The organism is Ochrobactrum sp. PL_is483, from assembly GCF_055816855.1.
In genome coordinates, this window is the sequence record NZ_JBVPGS010000024.1 from 94,128 (window position 1) to 111,032 (window position 16,905).

Genomic DNA, 16,905 nt, shown 5'->3' on the forward strand with positions numbered 1-16,905 from the left:
TTCATCTGCCTTTCCATACGGGATCGCGCTTTTCGACCGCTGCGCGCGGTCCTTCCAGCGCGTCTTCGCTTTCGATCAGCGATTTGAACAGTGGGAAATTACCAGCCCGCATGGCGGCGTAGCTTTCGGTCAGGCTCATATGTTCGGCCATACGCGCTGTCTGTTTGGCTGCGGCAACAGAAAGCGGTGCGGAGCGCAGGATACGGGCAGCGAGCCTACGGGCAGCACTCATCAGCTCTGCCTGCGGCACCACGTCATTGACCAGACCCCAGCGGAGGCAGTCCTGCGCGCTGAAACGCCGCCCTCCATAAAGAACTTCGTTCGCTATAACCTTGGGCAGGAGCTTGGGCAGAACGAATGAGCCGATATCCGGCAAAACCCCGAGCGAAGTTTCCGGCAGCCAGAATTGCGCGTGGTCGGCGGCAATGACGAAATCGGCAGTCAGGAGAATTTCGAAACCCGCGCCGATGGCATAACCGTTGATCGCGCAGATGACAGGCTTCTCCAATCCGGGCAATTCGGAAAAGCCATAGATTCCACCCTGACCATAGTCGGCGATATACCCATCTCCGCCGGTTGAAGCCGCTTCGTTCAGATCCCAGCCGGCGGAAAAAAACTTCTCGCCCCCACCTGTGAAAATAGCAACGCGCAGATCCGGGTCGTCTCGAAACATGGCGAAGACATCGCCCAGCTTTCGGCTGGTTGGCTGGTCGATGGCATTGGCCTTTGGCCGGTCGAGCGTAATCTCCAATATCTGACCGTTGCGAACGGCCTTCACCTCGTCAGTCATCAAGCTCTCCTGTTGCGTATCAGGGCATCGACGGCGATTGCATCATCCGCTGTGACGATGAGTGGGTTGATGTCGAGCTCCTCAAGTTTCCCTGCCTGTTCGAGCGCATAGTTGCCAATCTGCCATGTGGCCTCGACAGCGGCTTCGATATTGGCTTTTGGCCTGCCGCGAAAGCCGGTCAGGAGGGGGGCGGAGCGCAGGGAAAGAAGCGCCTCGCGGATTTCATCGCGGCTCGCAGGTAAGAGCAGCGAACGTGTATCGTTCCAAAGCTCAACCATCACGCCGCCCGCGCCAATGGTCAGATAAAGCCCGAATTGCGGGTCGCGCGCGATGCCGATAATCAGTTCAGCTACACCGCCCTGAACCATTTTCTCGACCAGAAAATCGCATTTCAAAGCAGTAAGCGAAAGAGCGGCAGCGCGTACTGCTTCGGCATTCGCCAAATTGAGGCACACCGCCGCCATTTCCGTTTTGTGGAGCAAGTTCTCACCAACACCCTTGAGAACGACGGGGTAACCCAGCTTTTCGGCAAGGGCGACAGCATCGTCGATAGTCGATACTACGCCGCCTGTTGGGGTTATCAGGCCGATTTCGCGCAAGGCGGATTTCGATGACCACTCGTCCATTGCGGTGGCTGCAGATGGCGACGCTGGCGCTTGGTCAGCCAGCATTGGAGATTGCGGTTTCGACCAGATTTCGCCAATCCAGGCAGCATTGGCTGCTGCCGCAAGCGCAGTTGCAAGCCCCATCATCGGGGCTATTCCTGCTGCTATCAGACGTTCGGCATGGGCTTCCGTCATGTTCTCCGGCAAACTGGCAACCAGCGCAAAGCGACCGCCTCCAGCTTTGTGCGCCGCTATCGCGGCTTCGAGCGATGTTTCGCAACCATTATCAACACAGCGGTCCCCACGGGGAAAATCGAGCACCAGTATGGTCAGGCCGAAATTGCCGTCGAGCATGGCGCGATAGGTCTCAGTCAGCGACGGTCCGTTTCCCCATGTAAAGGTGTGATAGTCGAGGGGGTTCGAGATGGTGACCATCTCGGGCAGGGTGGCGCGAAGCCTGTTTGCCTCGTGCGGCGCCAGCGGTCTGAGATCGAGACCCGCGGCGTTTGCGAGATCGCCGACGAGTGAGGCTTCGCCGCCGGAACAGCTCATAGAGCCGAGACTGTTGTCCGGTGAGGGGCCAAGCACATGCAGAAGCTTCAGCGTTTCGATAAATTCGTCGAGCGTTCCAACACGGACGACGCCACACCGCGCAAAAAAAGCGTCGGCAAGCGTGTCGGCTCCAGCTAGCGATGCCGTGTGTGAAAGGGTCATCGCCTGTGCAGCGACGGAAGTTCCGACCTTGATGGCAACAACGGGCTTTTTCATCTCACGCGCTCTGGCGAAGACACGTTCCAACCGTGAAATATTGTCGAAGCCTTCTATATGCAAACCGAGAACAGTAACCCGCGGGTCTTCGAGCGCGGCTTCCGCCATTTCGGAAAGACCGGTCTGTGCCTGATTTCCGGCTGTCAGCACATAGGCAATGGGAAGACCTCGGCGCTGCATCGTAAGATTGATAGCTATGTTGGACGATTGAACGACGATGGCGGCGCCGCTTTCCACCCTCTTGCCGCCATGCTGGTCAGGCCAGAGCAGGGCTCCATCAAGGTAGTTGATGAAGCCGTAGCAGTTGGGGCCGAGGATCGGCATTTCGCCTGCTGAGGTCAGCAGGGCCTGATTGCGTTCGGCGCCGTCGGATACTTCGTTGAAGCCAGAGGCAAAGCACACTGCGCCGCCACTTCCCCGCGCTGAGAGCTGGCGAACAATATCGATTGTTCCGTCGCGGTTGACGCCGATGAAGCTTACATCCGGTGCGCCGGGAAGGTCGGCGACAGATCGATAGCAGGGAATGTCGTCGATAGTATCGCGGGTGGGGTGGACAGGCCAGAGTTCTCCCTCAAAGCCCATTTTACGGCATTGCCTGAGGACAGCCGTAGACCATCCTCCGCCAAAGATGGCGATGGAACTGGGACGCAAGACACGAGACAGGTTCTTTTTGCTCACGATCAGGCTCCGAGCGGGCGAAGGAGGTCGCGGGCGATGATATGGCGCTGGATCTCGCTTGTGCCGTCCCATATCCGCTCGACACGGGCATCACGCCAGAAGCGTTCCAGCGGGAGGTCGTCCATCAGGCCCATGCCTCCATGCACCTGGATAGCCCGATCAGTGACGCGAGCCAGCATTTCGGAGGCGTAGACTTTCGCCGAGGCGATCTCGCGGTTTGCCGGCAATCCCTGATCGAGACGCCAGGCCGCTGCCAGCGTCAGCCAGTCGGCTGCGTCGATTTCGGTGACGGAGTCGGCAAGCTGGAAGCCGACGCCCTGAAAGCGGCCGATAGGCTGGCCAAATTGCTTGCGTTGGGCAGCGTAGTCGACCATCAAGTCGAACACGCGGCGCGCGCGCCCCACCGCCATCGTCGCAACTGTTATGCGGGTCGCGTAAAGCCACTCATTCATGACCGCAAAGCCGCCATCCACCTCTCCGAGAACCTGCGTATCGGGAAGACGGCAGTCGTCGAATTCAAGTATCATGTTCTTGTAGCCGCGATGGCTGACGGATTTGTAACCCTCGCGGATGGTGAAGCCCGGTGTTCCTCGGTCCACCAGAAAGGTCGTGATTTTCTTCTTCGTTCCGGCGGAGGACTGTTCCTCGCCTGTCGCCATGAAGACAATGACGAAGTCGGCGTGCTCGGCGCCGGAAATGAAGTGCTTGGTGCCGTTCAGAACCCAGTCGCCACCATCGCGACGCGCACTGGCTTTCATACCGCGAATGTCGGAGCCGGCATCGGGCTCGGTCATGGCAAGTGCATCCATCCTTTCGCCGCGCACCGCTGGCAGGAGGTAGCGCTCGATCTGCTCACCCTTGCAGGCCATCAGGATATTTTGTGGGCGTCCGAAAAAATGAGTGAGCGCCATCGACCCGCGCCCCAACTCGCGTTCCACCAGCGCGAACTCAAGATGGGAAAGTCCGGGGCCTCCCGCCGATTCCGGGAAATTGCTGGCATAGAAACCAAGTTCGACGGTCTTCCGCTTGATTTCGTCGCCGATCTCCACCGGCACGTAACCAAGCCGCTCGACGGTCGTTTCATGCGGATAAATCTCGTTCTCGACAAAGCTCCGAACTGTCGAGACGATCATTTCCTGTTCTTCAGTCAGTCCGAAATGCATAGCGTTCCTCCCAGTCGCTTTGCCAGACCGTCCCGGCCTATGGCGTCGTTATTTCTATAAGTGCGGGCCCCTCGACAGCCTGGGCGCGGTGAAGCGCCCCGGCGAGTTGCGTAAGGTCGAGTGCGCCTGGATGAAGCGCATCCTGATTGTCTTGATTGGTCAGGCGGATATGTTCACCCGGTATGCCATAGGCCTGCGCGAGCTTGAGAAAATCGGGAGGTGTCGGGCGAACGCCCACGGGCTCGATATCCCGAGAAAGCATGTAATCTTCGATTTCCTGATAACCATGATTGTTCCAGACGACGAAAATCACCGGCGCTTTCTCGTCTGTGGCAGTGCCGAGGGTGCCGAGACAGAACTGGAAACCGCCGTCTCCCACTAAGCAGACCACCGGTGTGTCGGCCTGCGCAAGACTGGCGCCCACTGCGGCCGGGGGACCAAATCCGAGCGCGCCGTACCCCGTCGAAGCATTGAACCAGCTTCGTGCGCCATCGGCTTCGAAGAAAAGGTTGCCAGCATAGGCGAGCTGCGTGGAATCCCCGACTATGATACAGCCGGGCAGGGCATTCCGAATGGTGTCCAGAACTTCGGTCAAAGCCTGCATCTTGGGTGAAAGGAAGTCGTATGCCGCAGCCTTAGCCGCCGTTGCGCGCTCCTTTCCGTCCTCACGTGGTGCCTGAGGAAGAAGCTGCAGAACAGAAATGAGTTCTGCCGTTATTGGGGCGGCATCGCCCACGATCATCAGGCCAGCCGGAGCGCTGGTTGCCTCCGCATCCGGGTCGATGTCGATGCGGATCATGTCGGCAGGAGGCTCGAAACCTCCGTCTACATACATGTCGTAATCGGTCGGACCGAACTGGGTTCCTATCGCAATGACTAGATCGGCATCGGCGATCAGCTGGCGGATAGGCGGCAGGCTAGGGCTTGCCTGCACCGCGAGCGGATGACGGCCAAGCAAACCACGGGCGTTCGTTGTGGTCACGACCGGGGCGTCAAGCATCTGCGAAAGGACGAAAACGGCATCACCCGCCCGGTTGGCGCCTCCACCTGCGAGGATCAAAGGACAGCGGGCTTCGGCGCAAAGTGTTGCAGCGGCTTTGATTTTGTCGACATTGGAATCCACAGCCGTAGCGCTCGCAACTGCCGGGGACCTGCGCAAGTTTCCTTCAAACGGGGCTTCCATAAGGTCCGTCGGGATTTCAATATGGACAGGGCCCGGACGTCCGGATTTCATCCGGGCGAAGGCACGGCCAACCAGTTCTGCAAGATCGCCGGGCTGTTCCAGTCGTTCTGACGACAGGGCGATTGTTCGCATGGTCGCGGACTGGTCGGGAAGCTCGTGCAGGTGCCCCTTATATTGTCCAAGCGTGTGGCGCGCGTTGACGCCTGAGATGACGAGCATCGGTATGGAATCGGCTCGCGCCTGGGCCATCGGGGTTATCGCATTGGTAAGCCCCGGTCCCGTAATCAGCAGGCAGATACCCGGCTTGCCCGAAACCCGCGCATAGCCATCTGCCATGAAGCCCGCATCCTGTTCGTCGCGCGGGGTAACATGCCGGATGCTCGATCCGGCAAGGCCACGATAAAGTTCGGCTGTGTGCACGCCCGGAATGCCAAATACTGTATCGACATCGTATGCTTCCAGAAGGCGGATCAGCGCTTGCCCGACCGTTATTTTGCTGCTCATGAAACCAGACTTTCCGCTCTGTAGTTCAGGCTGCGGGCAAACCGGGCAATGCGGTCACAAGCCTCGATTATGCTGTCTTCAGGAACGGTGACGCTCATGCGGACCAGATTCTTCGCGACCTGGCCGAAAGACGTGCCGGGCATCGTCGAGACGTAGTGTTCTTCAAGCAGCCGGCTGGCGAATTCCTCACCATTGAGGCCAGTGCCGCCAATATCCAGCAGCACGAACATGCCAGCTTCCGGCATCAGGGGCTTGATACCCGCAACGCCTTGCAAACGCTCTACGATCAGCTCGGACCGCGCCTTATACTCCGCGCGCATGATTGAGGCCGTCGGCAGATCATGTGTCAGCGCATAGGCTGCCATGTCGGCGATGAAAGGCTGTCCACCGAAGAGCATGGATTCGGAGAAAGGCAGCAATCTCTGGCAAAACTCCTCCGAACCCACAGCCCAGCCTGCACGAAAGCCGGGAGCTGCGTGTGACTTCGATATGGAGGAGACCACGATGGTGCGGTCCGCCATTTCCGGAAGATCGAGCGGCGACGCAAATGCGGCGCCGAAAGTAAGCTCTTCATAGACCTCATCGCAAACGATCCAGAGATCGTGCTTGCGGCAGACTTCGCTGATCGCAGCAATTTCGGGTTTTGTGAGAACCGCTCCGGTCGGATTGTGCGGGTTGTTGAGAAGCAATACCCGGCAGCCGGGTGTGATTGCCGCTTCCAGTATTTCCGCTCGAAGATGAAAGCCATCTTCGGCCCGCAGTGGCACCGGGACGATATCGGCTCCGGGCGCCCGTACCACGCCTTCATAGGTTGCATAATAGGGATCGGGGACGAGAACCTTGTCGCCACTCTCGACCAATCCTGTCAAAACGGCATAAAGCGCTGTTTGGGTTCCAGGAAAATAGAGGACATTGTTGGTCGTGATGGCACGGCCGGTGCGCTTTGAATATTTTGCCGCCAGCGCCGCCAGCACCGCCGGTTCGCCGCGACCGTTGGAATAGCGGGTGCGTCCGGCGCGCATGGCGTTATTGCACGCTTCGAGCAGCGAGGAATCCGGGGCAACGTCGGGTTCGCCGATCGTAAATTCTATGACGGGATGGCCAAGCGCGCGCAGTTCCCTGCCTCGTGCATGGACCCGCCATTTGTCCGAACCCAATCCTGAGAGTCTATCGGTGATGGAGGCGTAATGCATGTCAATTTCTCGGAAGTGGTGGCGCAGCGGGAAGCTCGATGCCGAGAAGAGCGCCGATTGAGCTTAGTCCGATGCCAATTTGCGTGGTTTCGTCGATTTCAGCCGCGCTGAGACAGCCTTCGATCCAAAGGCCGTCAATCAGGGCGTTGACTGCGATGGCAAGGTTTCGGCACGATTGCGGGGCCGGTTCCCGGCCTTCTGCCGATAACACCTCGGCAATCAAGGTCTCTGTCGCCCGCCGGAAAGCGAGATAGCCTTCGCGATGTTCGTGCTCCAGATCCGGATCAAGATGAACCTGGCTGACGAAAGTCGCCCAGAGCGAGAGCATCCGCGGATCGGCCACAGCTCCGCCGAGGCTAGCTGCGATGAACCGCGTCAGCCGGTCGTGGGGCGTGCCGCCATCCGATTCCAGAACGCTCAGCGCGGGCAGGGTCATCATTTCGATCATGCGCTGGTAGGCGGCGGCGATGAGATTGGCCTTCGATGCGAAATGATGGCGGATCAGGCCATTGCTCACGCCTGCACGCGCCGCAACGGCACGAACCGTTGTCGCCTGTATTCCGAGATCGGCAATGCAGTCGAGCGTAGCCTCTATCATGTCCGTGCGACGATCGAAGTCCGGCGCACGTCGAAACGATGCGGTCATCCTCTCCTCCCTCGATGTCTGACTATGCACTTGCGCAATACTTATTCAAGTGTATAGTCAACGTCAAGGGAACGGTTGGCCGCTTGTCGAGAAGTCAAAAGAACTCCGAAGTGGCTGATAATAAAGCAATATCCAGGTGGCTTGCGACAAACCGCAAGGGTGTCGGGCCAAGGGAGGTTTGTGCCGCATGAGTCAAGGCGAAGAGGCGATCTCCGTCGTCGACCTTCACAAGCGTTTCGGTGATCTCGAGGTGCTTAAAGGCGTTTCACTCAGGGCGCTCGAGGGCGATGTCATCGCCATTATTGGCGGATCTGGCTCCGGCAAATCGACATTTCTTCGCTGCATCAACATGCTGGAACTGCCAACATCGGGGGCGGTCACCATCCACGGTGAAACCATCGCCATGCGAAACACTGGCAATGGTGGCCAGATACCTGCGGACCGAAGGCAGATTGAGCGTATTCGCACGCGGCTTGGAATGGTCTTCCAGAGCTTCAATCTCTGGCAGCACATGACCGTCCTGGAGAATGTGATCGAAGCGCCTGTGCATGTGCTGGGTGTGCCCAAGGCCGAAGCGACAGAGCGGGCCGAAGCGCTTCTAAGGCGCGTCGGGCTTTACGAGAAGCGAGACGTCTATCCCGCTTTCATGTCCGGTGGCCAGCAGCAGCGTGCCGCGATTGCGCGGGCGCTGGCGATAGAGCCATTGGTGATGCTTTTCGACGAGCCGACATCTGCGCTGGACCCTGAACTGGTCGGCGAGGTACTCACTGTTATCGGCGATCTGGCCAAGGAAAAACGCACGATGATCCTGGTTACGCACGAGATGAAGTTTGCGCGCAAGGTCGCCAATCATATCGTTTTTCTGCACAATGGCAGGATTGAGGAAGAGGGACCTCCCGAAGAGGTCTTCGGGGCGCCCAAATCCGAGCGATTGAAGAAGTTTATCAGTTCAACACACTGAAATGGGAATGGGAGGAGTACCAATGAAGTGTCTTTTGGCTAGTCTGTGCGTGGGTGTAACATTTGCCGTTGCGGGAGTGGGGGCGGCAAGTGCCGAACAGGTGAAGCTCGGTATCGCAGCAGAACCTTATCCCCCTTTCACGGAACCTGACGCCACGGGAAAATGGCACGGCTGGGAAATCGATTTTGCGGATGCAGTCTGCAAAGAGGCCAAGCTTGATTGCGTGATAACGCCGGTCGCCTGGGATGGCATCATCCCCGCACTTACCACCGGCAAGATCGACATGATCGTCGGCTCAATGTCGATGACGCCTGAACGTCTCAAGACCATCGATTTCTCTGACAAATATTATAATACACCGACGATCGTCATCGGCACCAAGGATCTCAAATTCGACGCGACGCCGGAGGGGCTGAAGGACAAGACGATTGGCGTGCAGGTTTCGACCATCCATCAGGCCTATGCGGTGAAGCATTTCGCGCCCGCCGGTGCCACGATCAAGGAATATCAGACGCAGGACGAAGCCAACAACGACCTCACCGCCGGGCGCATCGATGCCGTGCAGGCGGATTCTCTGGCTCTGCGGACGTTCCTTGCGACGGATAACGGCAAGGCATGCTGCGAGGAAAAAGGAACCGTCGCTCAGGATGTGGAGGTTCTGGGGCCGGGCGTGGGCATCGGATTGCGCAAGGGCGATACGGAACTCAAGGACAAGCTGAACGCCGCGATCAAGGCCATCCGCGCGAATGGAACCTACGATACCTTCACCAAAAAATATTTCGATTTCGACATTTACGGCCAGTGAGTTTCCTGGCCAGCCGGTTTCTCTTCGGCTGGCCTCCCCGATTTCAGCATGAACGGAACTGCCCATGGATGCACCACTGATCAACTGGAGCCTGCTTGCTCTCAATCCTCCGGGATGGGGAGGGGTGCTTCTGCAGGGTTTCTGGCACACGCTGCAAATTGCCGTTGGCGGTTATTCGCTCGGTCTGTTGATCGGCATGTTCGGTGCGCTGGGCAAGCTCTATGGCGGTCCGATCATTCGCGACCTTCTGGAAGTGTATACGACAGTGGTCCGCGCCGTGCCGGAGCTGGTGCTGATCCTTATCCTGTACTACGCAGGCACCGACCTGTTGAACCAGTTGCTTGCTCTGCTTGGCCACGGCAAGGTCGATATCAGCGGGCTTGCGGCCGGTATTTTCGTCATCGGTGTCGTGCAGGGCGCATATTCGACGGAAGTCCTGCGCGGTGCGATCAATGCGATCGCGCCCGGCCAGATCGAGGCAGCGCGCGCATTCGGCATGCCCCCGTCCAAGATGCTCAGACGCATCACGATACCGGCCATGTTGCCCTTCGCCACACCTGGCCTTGCCAATCTGTGGCTTATCTCAACCAAGGATACAGCTCTTCTGGCGGTTGTCGGCTTCAGCGAACTGACCTTGGTGACGAGACAGGCAGCGGGCACGACCAAGCATTATCTACTGTTCTTCATGGCCGCTGGCGTGCTGTATCTCGGGCTTACCCTGATTTCGAATGTCTTCATCGGCATTGTCGAGCGGCGCGCGCGCCGTGGTTTCGCACGGATTGACTGAGATGAGCACATCTTCAGCAGTATTGGAAAACCGGATATCCGTCAGAAACTGGCTCGAACCGCACCGCCTTGTGCTGATTGTCATCGCGATAGCGCTGTTTGCCTCGGCGGTGGTGCTTGGCCGCTGGGACTGGCTGCCGCAATACCTGCCTCGTCTGGGTTCCGGCATCGTGGTAACTCTGTTCATGCTTTTCGGGTCTGCAATTCTGGGGTTTATGCTGGCTCTTCCCCTCGGATTGCTTCAGGTGACTGGCCCATGGTGGTTGAGCTGGCCAGCGAAGGCGTTCTGCACTGTCATCCGGGGGACGCCGTTGCTGTTGCAGCTGTGGCTGCTCTATTACGGCCTTGGGTCGCTGTTTCCCTCCATTCCCGGCATTCGCGGCTCGTTTATCTGGCCTTATCTGCGCGAGGCATGGCCATATGGACTTGCCGCGCTGACGATCTCCTTCGCGGCCTATGAGGGGGAGGTCATGCGCGGTGCGTTTGCTGGCGTGCCATCCGGCGAGCTGCAGGCCGGTCGTGCCTTCGGCATGTCACCCTGGAAAGTGTTTCGCCGTATCTGGCTGCCGCGCGCGATCCATCGCGCCCTGCCGACACTGAACGGCGAAACGGTCCTTCAATTGAAATCGACGCCGCTGGTGGCAACCATAACCGTCGTCGATGTCTACGGCGTCGTTTCGCGGGTGCGCCAGGAAACCTATCTCACTTATGAGCCCCTTCTGCTGCTGGCTTTGATCTACATGATATTGACCGCAGGCCTGGTCCTGTTCTTCCGGCGTCTTGAGAACCGAATTCCGACAAGAGGTGCTTGAATGCGCGATTTTTCGACTGCTATTCGCAACAACCTTCCAGAGCTGACAGCGTTGCGGCATGACCTTCATGCTCACCCTGAACTGGGGCTCGAGGAGAAACGGACTTCCGAGATCATTGCGCGGCGGCTCGAGGCCCTGGGATACAAGGTCACGCGAGGAGTTGCAAAAACCGGGGTCATTGGGACTTTGACGAATGGATCGGGCCGGAAGTCGGTCGGCATTCGTGCCGATATCGACGCGCTTCCCATTCATGAGCAGACAAATCTGCCCTATTCTAGCAAGTCCCCGGGTCTGATGCATGCCTGTGGACATGATGGCCATACGACGATGTTGCTCGGTGCTGCCAAGGCTCTGGCTGAACGGCGCAATTTCGACGGAACCATTCATCTGATTTTCCAGCCGGCGGAAGAGAATTTCGGCGGTGCCAAGATCATGATAGACGAGGGATTGTTCGACCGTTTTCCTTGCGATGCTGTTTTTGCCCTTCACAACGATCCCGGCATTCCCCTCGGCAAGTTTGCCTTCCGCGATGGGCCGATCATGGCGGCGGTCGATGAAGCATTTATCAGGGTGAACGGCTACGGCGGTCACGGCTCGGAACCGGAAAAAACTGCTGATCCCATAACCGCGGGCGCTTCGATTGTGATGGCCCTGCAGACCATCAAGTCCCGTAACGTGCCAGCGCTCGATCCGGCGGTTGTGACGGTTGCCGCATTCCATGGTGGTTCGGCCAGCAATATCATTCCATCGACGGCAGAAATCGTGGTCGGCATTCGCACTTTTTCGCCTAGCATTCGCGATCAGATCGAGCAACGCATCAAACGTGTTGCAGCGCATCAGGCAGAGAGCTTCGGGCTAACTGCTGAAGTGGAGTATCTGCGCAGTTATGATGCGACGATCAACCATACCGCGGAAACTGATTTCGCGCGCTCACTGGCGGTGAACTCGTTTGGCGCAACGAACGTGATCGATCTGGAACGACCTTTCATGGGCAGCGAGGATTTTGCCTATATGCTCCGTGAGCGACCCGGAACCTACTTCTTTTTGGGGGGCGGCAAGGGAGAAAACGATTTCCAGCTCCATCATCCGTCTTACGATTTCAACGATGATCTGATTCCCATCGGCGCGGCCTTCTGGACCGAGCTTGCTGAAGCCTATCTCAAACCCGAGTGATTTCCATGACCGCCGTTTATCAATTCAATGCAGCCATTGTCCGCACGCCGGGACAATCCGTCGTCAATGGTTTGCGCGCCGATGACAGGGGCAATCCGACCTACGAAGGTGTCAGGGAAGAACACGAAGCCTATGTGCAGGCGTTGCGAAACGCTGGTGTCGAGGTGACGGTTCTGCCGCCGATGGAGGATTTTCCGGATTCGATATTTGTAGAAGATCCGGCGCTGGTGTTCCACGAAGGCGCAGTTCTGCTGCGTCCCGGCGCACCATCGCGCATGGGTGAGACGGCTGAAATCGAACCGGTTCTGCGTTCGCTCTTTGAGAATGTCGTGTCGCTCCCTTCACCCGGTTTTGCCGATGGCGGTGATGTGCTGGTGACGCCCAAGGTGGTGATGATCGGCCTGTCGGCGCGTACCGACAAGAGTGGCGCCGAAGGGCTTCGGGCTGCACTGACGGCGCTCGGACGTGCCGCCGAGATTGTCGAGACGCCGAAGGGTGTACTGCACTTCAAGACCGACTGTTCGCTGCTGGACGAGGAGACGGTGCTTGCGACGCATAGGCTGGCGGGCTCCGGCTTCTTTCGAGGCATGCGTGAAATTGTGACGCCGGAGGGTGAAGAGGCAGCCGCCAATGCGCTTCGGGTCAACGATGTCGTTTTCGTCGGCGCGGACTATCCCCGCACGATCGATAAGCTTGATAAGGAGGGATATAAGGTTGTTGCCCTCAAGACAGGCGAAATCGGACGGATCGATGCAGGCCTGTCATGCATGTCGCTCAGGTGGCGGCGATAATCTGATACAGGTTTTACAATGGATCGGCGCGGTAATTCCGCGCCGATTTTCGTTTGAGGTTGCTCAGGCCCGACGCCTTAATGGTGACGCGTTCAACGCACGAGGGAACGTTTGAAGCGAGCTTCGAGCTTCGCCTGGCCATATTCCAGCACGACGGACAGTGCCCAGTAGATCATTGATGCCGTGATGAGCATCTCGATATGCCGGAACTCGGTTTGCCCCTGTGTGCGGGCAAGATACATAAGCTCCCATACGCCGATGACAGAGACCAGCGACGAGTCTTTGAGCATCGCGATGAACTGGTTGCCCGTTGGCGGAATGATGATGCGCATCGCCTGAGGAAGAATGACCAGCCACATCGTTTGCGACGGTCCCAGACCCAGAGCGGCGGCACCTTCCTGCTGTCCGCGCGGGATGCTTTCGATGCCCGCACGAAAGATTTCCGTCATATAAGCGCCGTAACACAGCGAAAGCGCCAGAATACCGGCGGGGATCGGCCCAATGACATATCCCACCTGCGGTAAGCCGAGGTAAATAATGTAAATCTGCATCAGCAAGGGCAGGCCGCGGAAGAGCGAGGTGTAGAACGTCGCCAGACCATAGACCAGACCGTTTTTCGAGAGTTTGGCCACAGCGCCGATCAGCGCCAGAACGGTTGCGAAGAAGATGGAAGCGGTGGAAATGTAAAGCGTCGTGACGACGCCCTGACTGATGAGAAATCCGATCTTTTTGGCGATGAATTCAAACGAGAGATTGAATGAATAGAAGAAGACCATCAGCAGCAGGAACAGTTCCAGCCATATGGCTATAATCTGCACCCAACGTGGAAATAGTCTCAAAAAGCTCCAATTGGCGAAGATCAGGAGGCTAAGCAGAACGGAGGAAAGCAACGTCGCTTTGGTGAAACCCGCCTTCGCGACCTTTGGATCTATGCCGAGCCAGTTCGTTATGCCCGAGAATCGGACATTCATGAAACAGAAGAGCGCTGTCAGGATAACAAAAAACGCTACCTGAACAGTTCGTTTAGCGGCCTCAGGCCGTGTCAGAAAAAACCTCCCGAGCATGTTCTCTCCCCTGTCAGCCTGCTTTTCGCTCGGCAAGCCAATCCTGCATCTGCAATTTCCAATAGGTCAACTGGGCGGCTGCGAGACCTGCGGCACCTCCCGCCCAGACCAGCCCGAATTTCTCGAAGAGCTTGTAGCGGTCACTTTGTCCGCAAATGGCTTCGGCGACGACCTTGCCGCCGATTGCGGTCGTGTTGAGCCCATGTCCGCCAAATGCCGTGCAGTACCAGGTGGCCCGATCGAGCTGGCCGATCTGGGGCATGAGATGTCTTGCGTAAGACATCAGGCCCGACCATGCGAGTTCCGTCTTCAGCGAAGCGAGCTGAGGGTAGGTCCCCACCATTTCGTTGCGCAGTTCCCGCACGACACCGGGCGTATCGGCTGCTCTTGTCGTGATGCGTCCGCCCCACAATAGTCTGCGCCCGCCATCAATCACGCGGTAATAGTCGCCCGCCCGGCGATTATCTCCAATCGCTGCGGTTGTGCGGATTGCCGATGCGATGAGTTCGGGCGCTTCTTCGCTGACCATCACATAAGTCGCGATGGGCAGATAGGCCCGCTTGATCCGACCAACCAGTCCATCGGTATAGCCTCCAGTGGTGATCAGAACTGCACCTGCCTTAACTTGTCCCTGTGCCGTTTTTATAAGCTTGCCATCTCTATCGTCGAGCAGCTGGACCACGCGGCTGTGTTCGAATATCCGCCCGTCAAGCCGTTCGATCTCGCGACCGAGCGCCCGCAGATAATTCAGCGGGTGGATATGAAACGCATTGGGGTCAGTGACAGACTGGAAATAACGCTTGGAATTCAAAATATTGCGGGTTTCGGCTGTTGTATGAAATTCGAGCTTGTAGCCGTAGTCGCGGTAGAGTTCGTCGGCGTAGTGTTTCAGGCTGTCGCCATCATCATAGCGACGAACGCTCATGATGCCGGGTGATAGCTGGGCTTCCTCGATGTTCAGCGAGGCAATGTTCTGGCGAACGAACTCGACGCCCTCGATCGACATTTCATGCAGCGTTCTGGCGACGGCATCGTTGGTGCGGGCGGCAATAGCATCGCCGCCGGTTGCAAAACCGGGGCTGACAAATCCGCCATTGCGCCCGGACGCGCCGAAACCGATGCTTTCGGCTTCAAGAACAACAACTTTCTTGCCTGCGCGCGACATTTGCAAGGCAGCCGACAATCCGGCAAGCCCGCCGCCGATCACCGCGACATCTGCTGTTATTTCACGCTCCAGCGTCGGACGCGCGAAGTCGTCCGCCTTGGTACGGCTGTAGTAAGTGACGGGATATGTCATCGTAACACCAAAATAAGGGTATCGGATGAGCCACCGCATGGATGGCTCATTTCAATATCGAAGCAAGAGACAGGTTAGTCGGCGCTGTAGTCCTTGCCGTACCACTTTGCGGTGAGGGTTCCGAGAGTGCCGTCGGACTTCATCTGCTTGATGATTTCGCCAATTTTGGCGGTCCAGTCGGGATCGTTCTTCTCGGCGATAACGACGAGCGGCTCGCGGAAGGCATAGTCGCCTTCAAGGATTTTTACGGGGTAGCCGTTCTTGATCGCGTTCTGAGCCGTCTGCTCCGGTGCGACAATCGCGTCGATACGAACGCCATCTCCCAGTCTCAGATCGTCGAACGGCAGCATGGAATCCGCGAAAGTGCGAATGTCGCCTGGTTCGAGCTTGTATTCGATCGGGGGAAGGCCGGGTGCGTCGATCTCCAACTGGTGACGCGCATAATCTTCCGAAGTGGTGGCCGTCTCGACGCCGATAACCTTGCCTTTGAGGTCTGCGACCGATTTCGCCTCACTATCCTTGTGCACGACATAGACGTATGGGCTGTAATAATAAATGCCCGCAAAATCGATGACATTGGCGCGCGCCTTGGTCGGCGTGACCGATCCGACGCCTACGTCATAGCGCCCTTGCCAGCGTCCGCCGGTCAAGGTTGCCCAGTCCGGTGTCTCGAAGGATACGGCGACGCCGAGACGCTTGCCGATCTCGTTGGCCACGTCGACGTCAAAGCCTACGAGCTGGTTGGAATCATCCAGAAAGCTTTGGGGAGGCCAGCCTGCATTGGTTGCGACTACCATGGCTTTCTTTTCCATGACGCGATCCAGCGTCTCTCCCGCATGAGCCGCGAATCCCGTTGCCAGAATGGCGCCTGCGATACCCATTATTGTTATGATTTTTCTCATCTTATCGACCCCTCCACTGGTCTGACGCACGAGCATGGCATAAACACGCAAGCATCGGCTAGGCTGCTCGCGGAAACGAATTATGAAATTAGCGTATGATTATATGCTAATCGCGCAGGAGTCAGGTCAGGACCGGACAAGTTCGGGGCCGTTCATATCCCACGGCCCCGAAGGCGAACTGTGCCGTGTGTCGGCGGCTACTGATTGCGGACGGCCATTGCCGTGACTTCAACCCGCATCTCCGGCGTTGCCAGCCCCGCAACGCCGACCGCGCAACGAACCGGAAAAGGTTTCTTGAAATAGCGCAGATAAACTTCGTTGAAGGCGGGGCGTTCGTTGATATCGGTCAGATAGATCGTCAGATGAATGACGTTCGCCAGGCTGCTGCCAGCCTTTTCAAGTGATGTTTTGAGGCTGTTCAGCGTGCATTCGCTTTGGGCGGTTATGTCGCCGGTTTCCATTGAGCCATCTGCCCGGATGGGAACATGAGTCGTTACAAGAAGATTGCCGATACCTGCGACATCGGAAGAAATCTCGCTTTCGTCCGTATCCTCAAGAAAATAGGGCATTGCGTTGTTTGTCATGGTCATTCTCCAAGCGGGCTCATCTGAATTTGCGAAGCGCTTGTCGAATAAATCGCGCGTTAAAACAAGCCGCCTGAACATCGTTACCGCTCAAACCGAACGCGAAACGTTTCCAATGGCAACATCTGAATGGCTCGAACGAGGTAGCAACATTGTGTATCCGCCATGCGGGCAACCTGTTGCGATGGGAAGCGGACAGG

General features: G+C 57.7%; 16 protein-coding genes. 6 read left to right on the forward strand and 10 right to left on the reverse strand.

Annotation, left to right across the window (positions count from 1 at the left end; genetic code table 11):
- Position 1: 1 nt before the first annotated feature.
- The 6 genes from AC0TNJ_RS03965 to AC0TNJ_RS03990 are packed head-to-tail and all read right to left on the reverse strand — an operon-like array spanning position 2 to position 7,530.
- Positions 2-790, reverse strand: coding sequence for an enoyl-CoA hydratase-related protein (locus tag AC0TNJ_RS03965; RefSeq protein WP_122002590.1), 789 nt, complete (start codon positions 788-790; stop codon positions 2-4).
- Positions 790-2,847, reverse strand: coding sequence for an acetate--CoA ligase family protein (locus tag AC0TNJ_RS03970; RefSeq protein WP_473770332.1), 2,058 nt, complete (start codon positions 2,845-2,847; stop codon positions 790-792). The genes AC0TNJ_RS03965 and AC0TNJ_RS03970 overlap by 1 nt, the downstream gene beginning before the upstream one ends.
- Positions 2,844-4,004 (reverse strand): acyl-CoA dehydrogenase family protein, encoded by a 1,161-nt coding sequence (locus AC0TNJ_RS03975; protein WP_473770314.1) that lies wholly within the window; start codon positions 4,002-4,004, stop codon positions 2,844-2,846. The genes AC0TNJ_RS03970 and AC0TNJ_RS03975 overlap by 4 nt, the downstream gene beginning before the upstream one ends.
- A gap of 37 nt (positions 4,005-4,041) precedes the next feature.
- Positions 4,042-5,691, reverse strand: coding sequence for a 5-guanidino-2-oxopentanoate decarboxylase (locus AC0TNJ_RS03980; protein WP_473770315.1), 1,650 nt, complete (start codon positions 5,689-5,691; stop codon positions 4,042-4,044).
- A complete protein-coding gene (locus tag AC0TNJ_RS03985; RefSeq protein ID WP_473770316.1) occupies positions 5,688-6,884 on the reverse strand; it encodes a pyridoxal phosphate-dependent aminotransferase in 1,197 nt (398 codons plus the stop codon). Before AC0TNJ_RS03985 ends, AC0TNJ_RS03980 begins: the two co-directional genes overlap by 4 nt.
- 1 nt (position 6,885) lies before the next feature.
- Positions 6,886-7,530, reverse strand: coding sequence for a TetR family transcriptional regulator C-terminal domain-containing protein (locus AC0TNJ_RS03990; protein ID WP_473770317.1), 645 nt, complete (start codon positions 7,528-7,530; stop codon positions 6,886-6,888).
- A 187-nt stretch (positions 7,531-7,717) separates the two neighbouring features.
- Here AC0TNJ_RS03990 and AC0TNJ_RS03995 point away from each other — a divergent pair, with 187 nt between their 5' ends.
- The 6 genes from AC0TNJ_RS03995 to AC0TNJ_RS04020 all read left to right on the forward strand — a co-directional run bounded on the left by AC0TNJ_RS03995 (position 7,718) and on the right by AC0TNJ_RS04020 (position 12,858).
- Positions 7,718-8,491 (forward strand): ABC transporter ATP-binding protein, encoded by a 774-nt coding sequence (locus tag AC0TNJ_RS03995; protein WP_473770318.1) that lies wholly within the window; start codon positions 7,718-7,720, stop codon positions 8,489-8,491.
- 22 nt (positions 8,492-8,513) lie between these two features.
- On the forward strand, positions 8,514-9,296 hold the full coding sequence (locus AC0TNJ_RS04000; protein WP_151660699.1) for a transporter substrate-binding domain-containing protein: 783 nt from the start codon (positions 8,514-8,516) through the stop codon (positions 9,294-9,296).
- 64 nt (positions 9,297-9,360) lie between these two features.
- The gene (locus AC0TNJ_RS04005) at positions 9,361-10,083 is read left to right on the forward strand and encodes an ABC transporter permease (RefSeq protein ID WP_473770319.1); all 723 of its coding nucleotides are present in this window, start codon (positions 9,361-9,363) and stop codon (positions 10,081-10,083) included.
- A 1-nt stretch (position 10,084) separates the two neighbouring features.
- Positions 10,085-10,894, forward strand: coding sequence for an ABC transporter permease (locus AC0TNJ_RS04010; RefSeq protein ID WP_473770320.1), 810 nt, complete (start codon positions 10,085-10,087; stop codon positions 10,892-10,894).
- The gene (locus tag AC0TNJ_RS04015) at positions 10,895-12,067 is read left to right on the forward strand and encodes a M20 aminoacylase family protein (RefSeq protein ID WP_473770321.1); all 1,173 of its coding nucleotides are present in this window, start codon (positions 10,895-10,897) and stop codon (positions 12,065-12,067) included.
- 5 nt (positions 12,068-12,072) lie between these two features.
- The gene (locus AC0TNJ_RS04020) at positions 12,073-12,858 is read left to right on the forward strand and encodes a dimethylarginine dimethylaminohydrolase family protein (RefSeq protein ID WP_473770322.1); all 786 of its coding nucleotides are present in this window, start codon (positions 12,073-12,075) and stop codon (positions 12,856-12,858) included.
- A gap of 92 nt (positions 12,859-12,950) precedes the next feature.
- Here the strand turns inward: AC0TNJ_RS04020 and AC0TNJ_RS04025 are convergent, their stop codons facing one another.
- The 4 genes from AC0TNJ_RS04025 to AC0TNJ_RS04040 all read right to left on the reverse strand — a co-directional run bounded on the left by AC0TNJ_RS04025 (position 12,951) and on the right by AC0TNJ_RS04040 (position 16,705).
- Positions 12,951-13,922: an amino acid ABC transporter permease gene (locus AC0TNJ_RS04025; RefSeq protein ID WP_473769215.1), complete on the reverse strand. Its 972-nt coding sequence runs from the start codon at positions 13,920-13,922 to the stop codon at positions 12,951-12,953.
- 13 nt (positions 13,923-13,935) lie between these two features.
- The gene (locus tag AC0TNJ_RS04030; RefSeq protein ID WP_473770323.1) at positions 13,936-15,219 is read right to left on the reverse strand and encodes an NAD(P)/FAD-dependent oxidoreductase; all 1,284 of its coding nucleotides are present in this window, start codon (positions 15,217-15,219) and stop codon (positions 13,936-13,938) included.
- Positions 15,220-15,293: 74 nt separating this feature from the next.
- Positions 15,294-16,121: a transporter substrate-binding domain-containing protein gene (locus AC0TNJ_RS04035; protein WP_473769217.1), complete on the reverse strand. Its 828-nt coding sequence runs from the start codon at positions 16,119-16,121 to the stop codon at positions 15,294-15,296.
- A gap of 197 nt (positions 16,122-16,318) precedes the next feature.
- Positions 16,319-16,705 carry a RidA family protein gene (locus tag AC0TNJ_RS04040; protein WP_473769218.1) on the reverse strand — a complete coding sequence of 129 codons (387 nt, stop codon included), beginning with the start codon at positions 16,703-16,705 and terminating at the stop codon, positions 16,319-16,321.
- Positions 16,706-16,905 lie beyond the last annotated feature (200 nt).

What these genes read in the sequence shown, in the direction of transcription:
- AC0TNJ_RS04020 (WP_473770322.1), top strand. Translation starts at nt 12,073, where the DNA reads ATGACCGCCGTTTATCAATTCAATGCAGCCATTGTCCGCACGCCGGGA.
- AC0TNJ_RS03995 (WP_473770318.1), top strand. Translation starts at nt 7,718, where the DNA reads ATGAGTCAAGGCGAAGAGGCGATCTCCGTCGTCGACCTTCACAAGCGT.
- AC0TNJ_RS04030 (WP_473770323.1), bottom strand. Translation starts at nt 15,219, where the DNA reads ATGACATATCCCGTCACTTACTACAGCCGTACCAAGGCGGACGACTTC.
- AC0TNJ_RS04010 (WP_473770320.1), top strand. Translation starts at nt 10,085, where the DNA reads ATGAGCACATCTTCAGCAGTATTGGAAAACCGGATATCCGTCAGAAAC.
- AC0TNJ_RS04005 (WP_473770319.1), top strand. Translation starts at nt 9,361, where the DNA reads ATGGATGCACCACTGATCAACTGGAGCCTGCTTGCTCTCAATCCTCCG.
- AC0TNJ_RS03990 (WP_473770317.1), bottom strand. Translation starts at nt 7,530, where the DNA reads ATGACCGCATCGTTTCGACGTGCGCCGGACTTCGATCGTCGCACGGAC.
- AC0TNJ_RS04025 (WP_473769215.1), bottom strand. Translation starts at nt 13,922, where the DNA reads ATGCTCGGGAGGTTTTTTCTGACACGGCCTGAGGCCGCTAAACGAACT.
- AC0TNJ_RS03985 (WP_473770316.1), bottom strand. Translation starts at nt 6,884, where the DNA reads ATGCATTACGCCTCCATCACCGATAGACTCTCAGGATTGGGTTCGGAC.
- AC0TNJ_RS03980 (WP_473770315.1), bottom strand. Translation starts at nt 5,691, where the DNA reads ATGAGCAGCAAAATAACGGTCGGGCAAGCGCTGATCCGCCTTCTGGAA.
- AC0TNJ_RS03965 (WP_122002590.1), bottom strand. Translation starts at nt 790, where the DNA reads ATGACTGACGAGGTGAAGGCCGTTCGCAACGGTCAGATATTGGAGATT.
- AC0TNJ_RS04035 (WP_473769217.1), bottom strand. Translation starts at nt 16,121, where the DNA reads ATGAGAAAAATCATAACAATAATGGGTATCGCAGGCGCCATTCTGGCA.
- AC0TNJ_RS03975 (WP_473770314.1), bottom strand. Translation starts at nt 4,004, where the DNA reads ATGCATTTCGGACTGACTGAAGAACAGGAAATGATCGTCTCGACAGTT.
- AC0TNJ_RS04000 (WP_151660699.1), top strand. Translation starts at nt 8,514, where the DNA reads ATGAAGTGTCTTTTGGCTAGTCTGTGCGTGGGTGTAACATTTGCCGTT.
- AC0TNJ_RS04040 (WP_473769218.1), bottom strand. Translation starts at nt 16,705, where the DNA reads ATGACAAACAACGCAATGCCCTATTTTCTTGAGGATACGGACGAAAGC.
- AC0TNJ_RS04015 (WP_473770321.1), top strand. Translation starts at nt 10,895, where the DNA reads ATGCGCGATTTTTCGACTGCTATTCGCAACAACCTTCCAGAGCTGACA.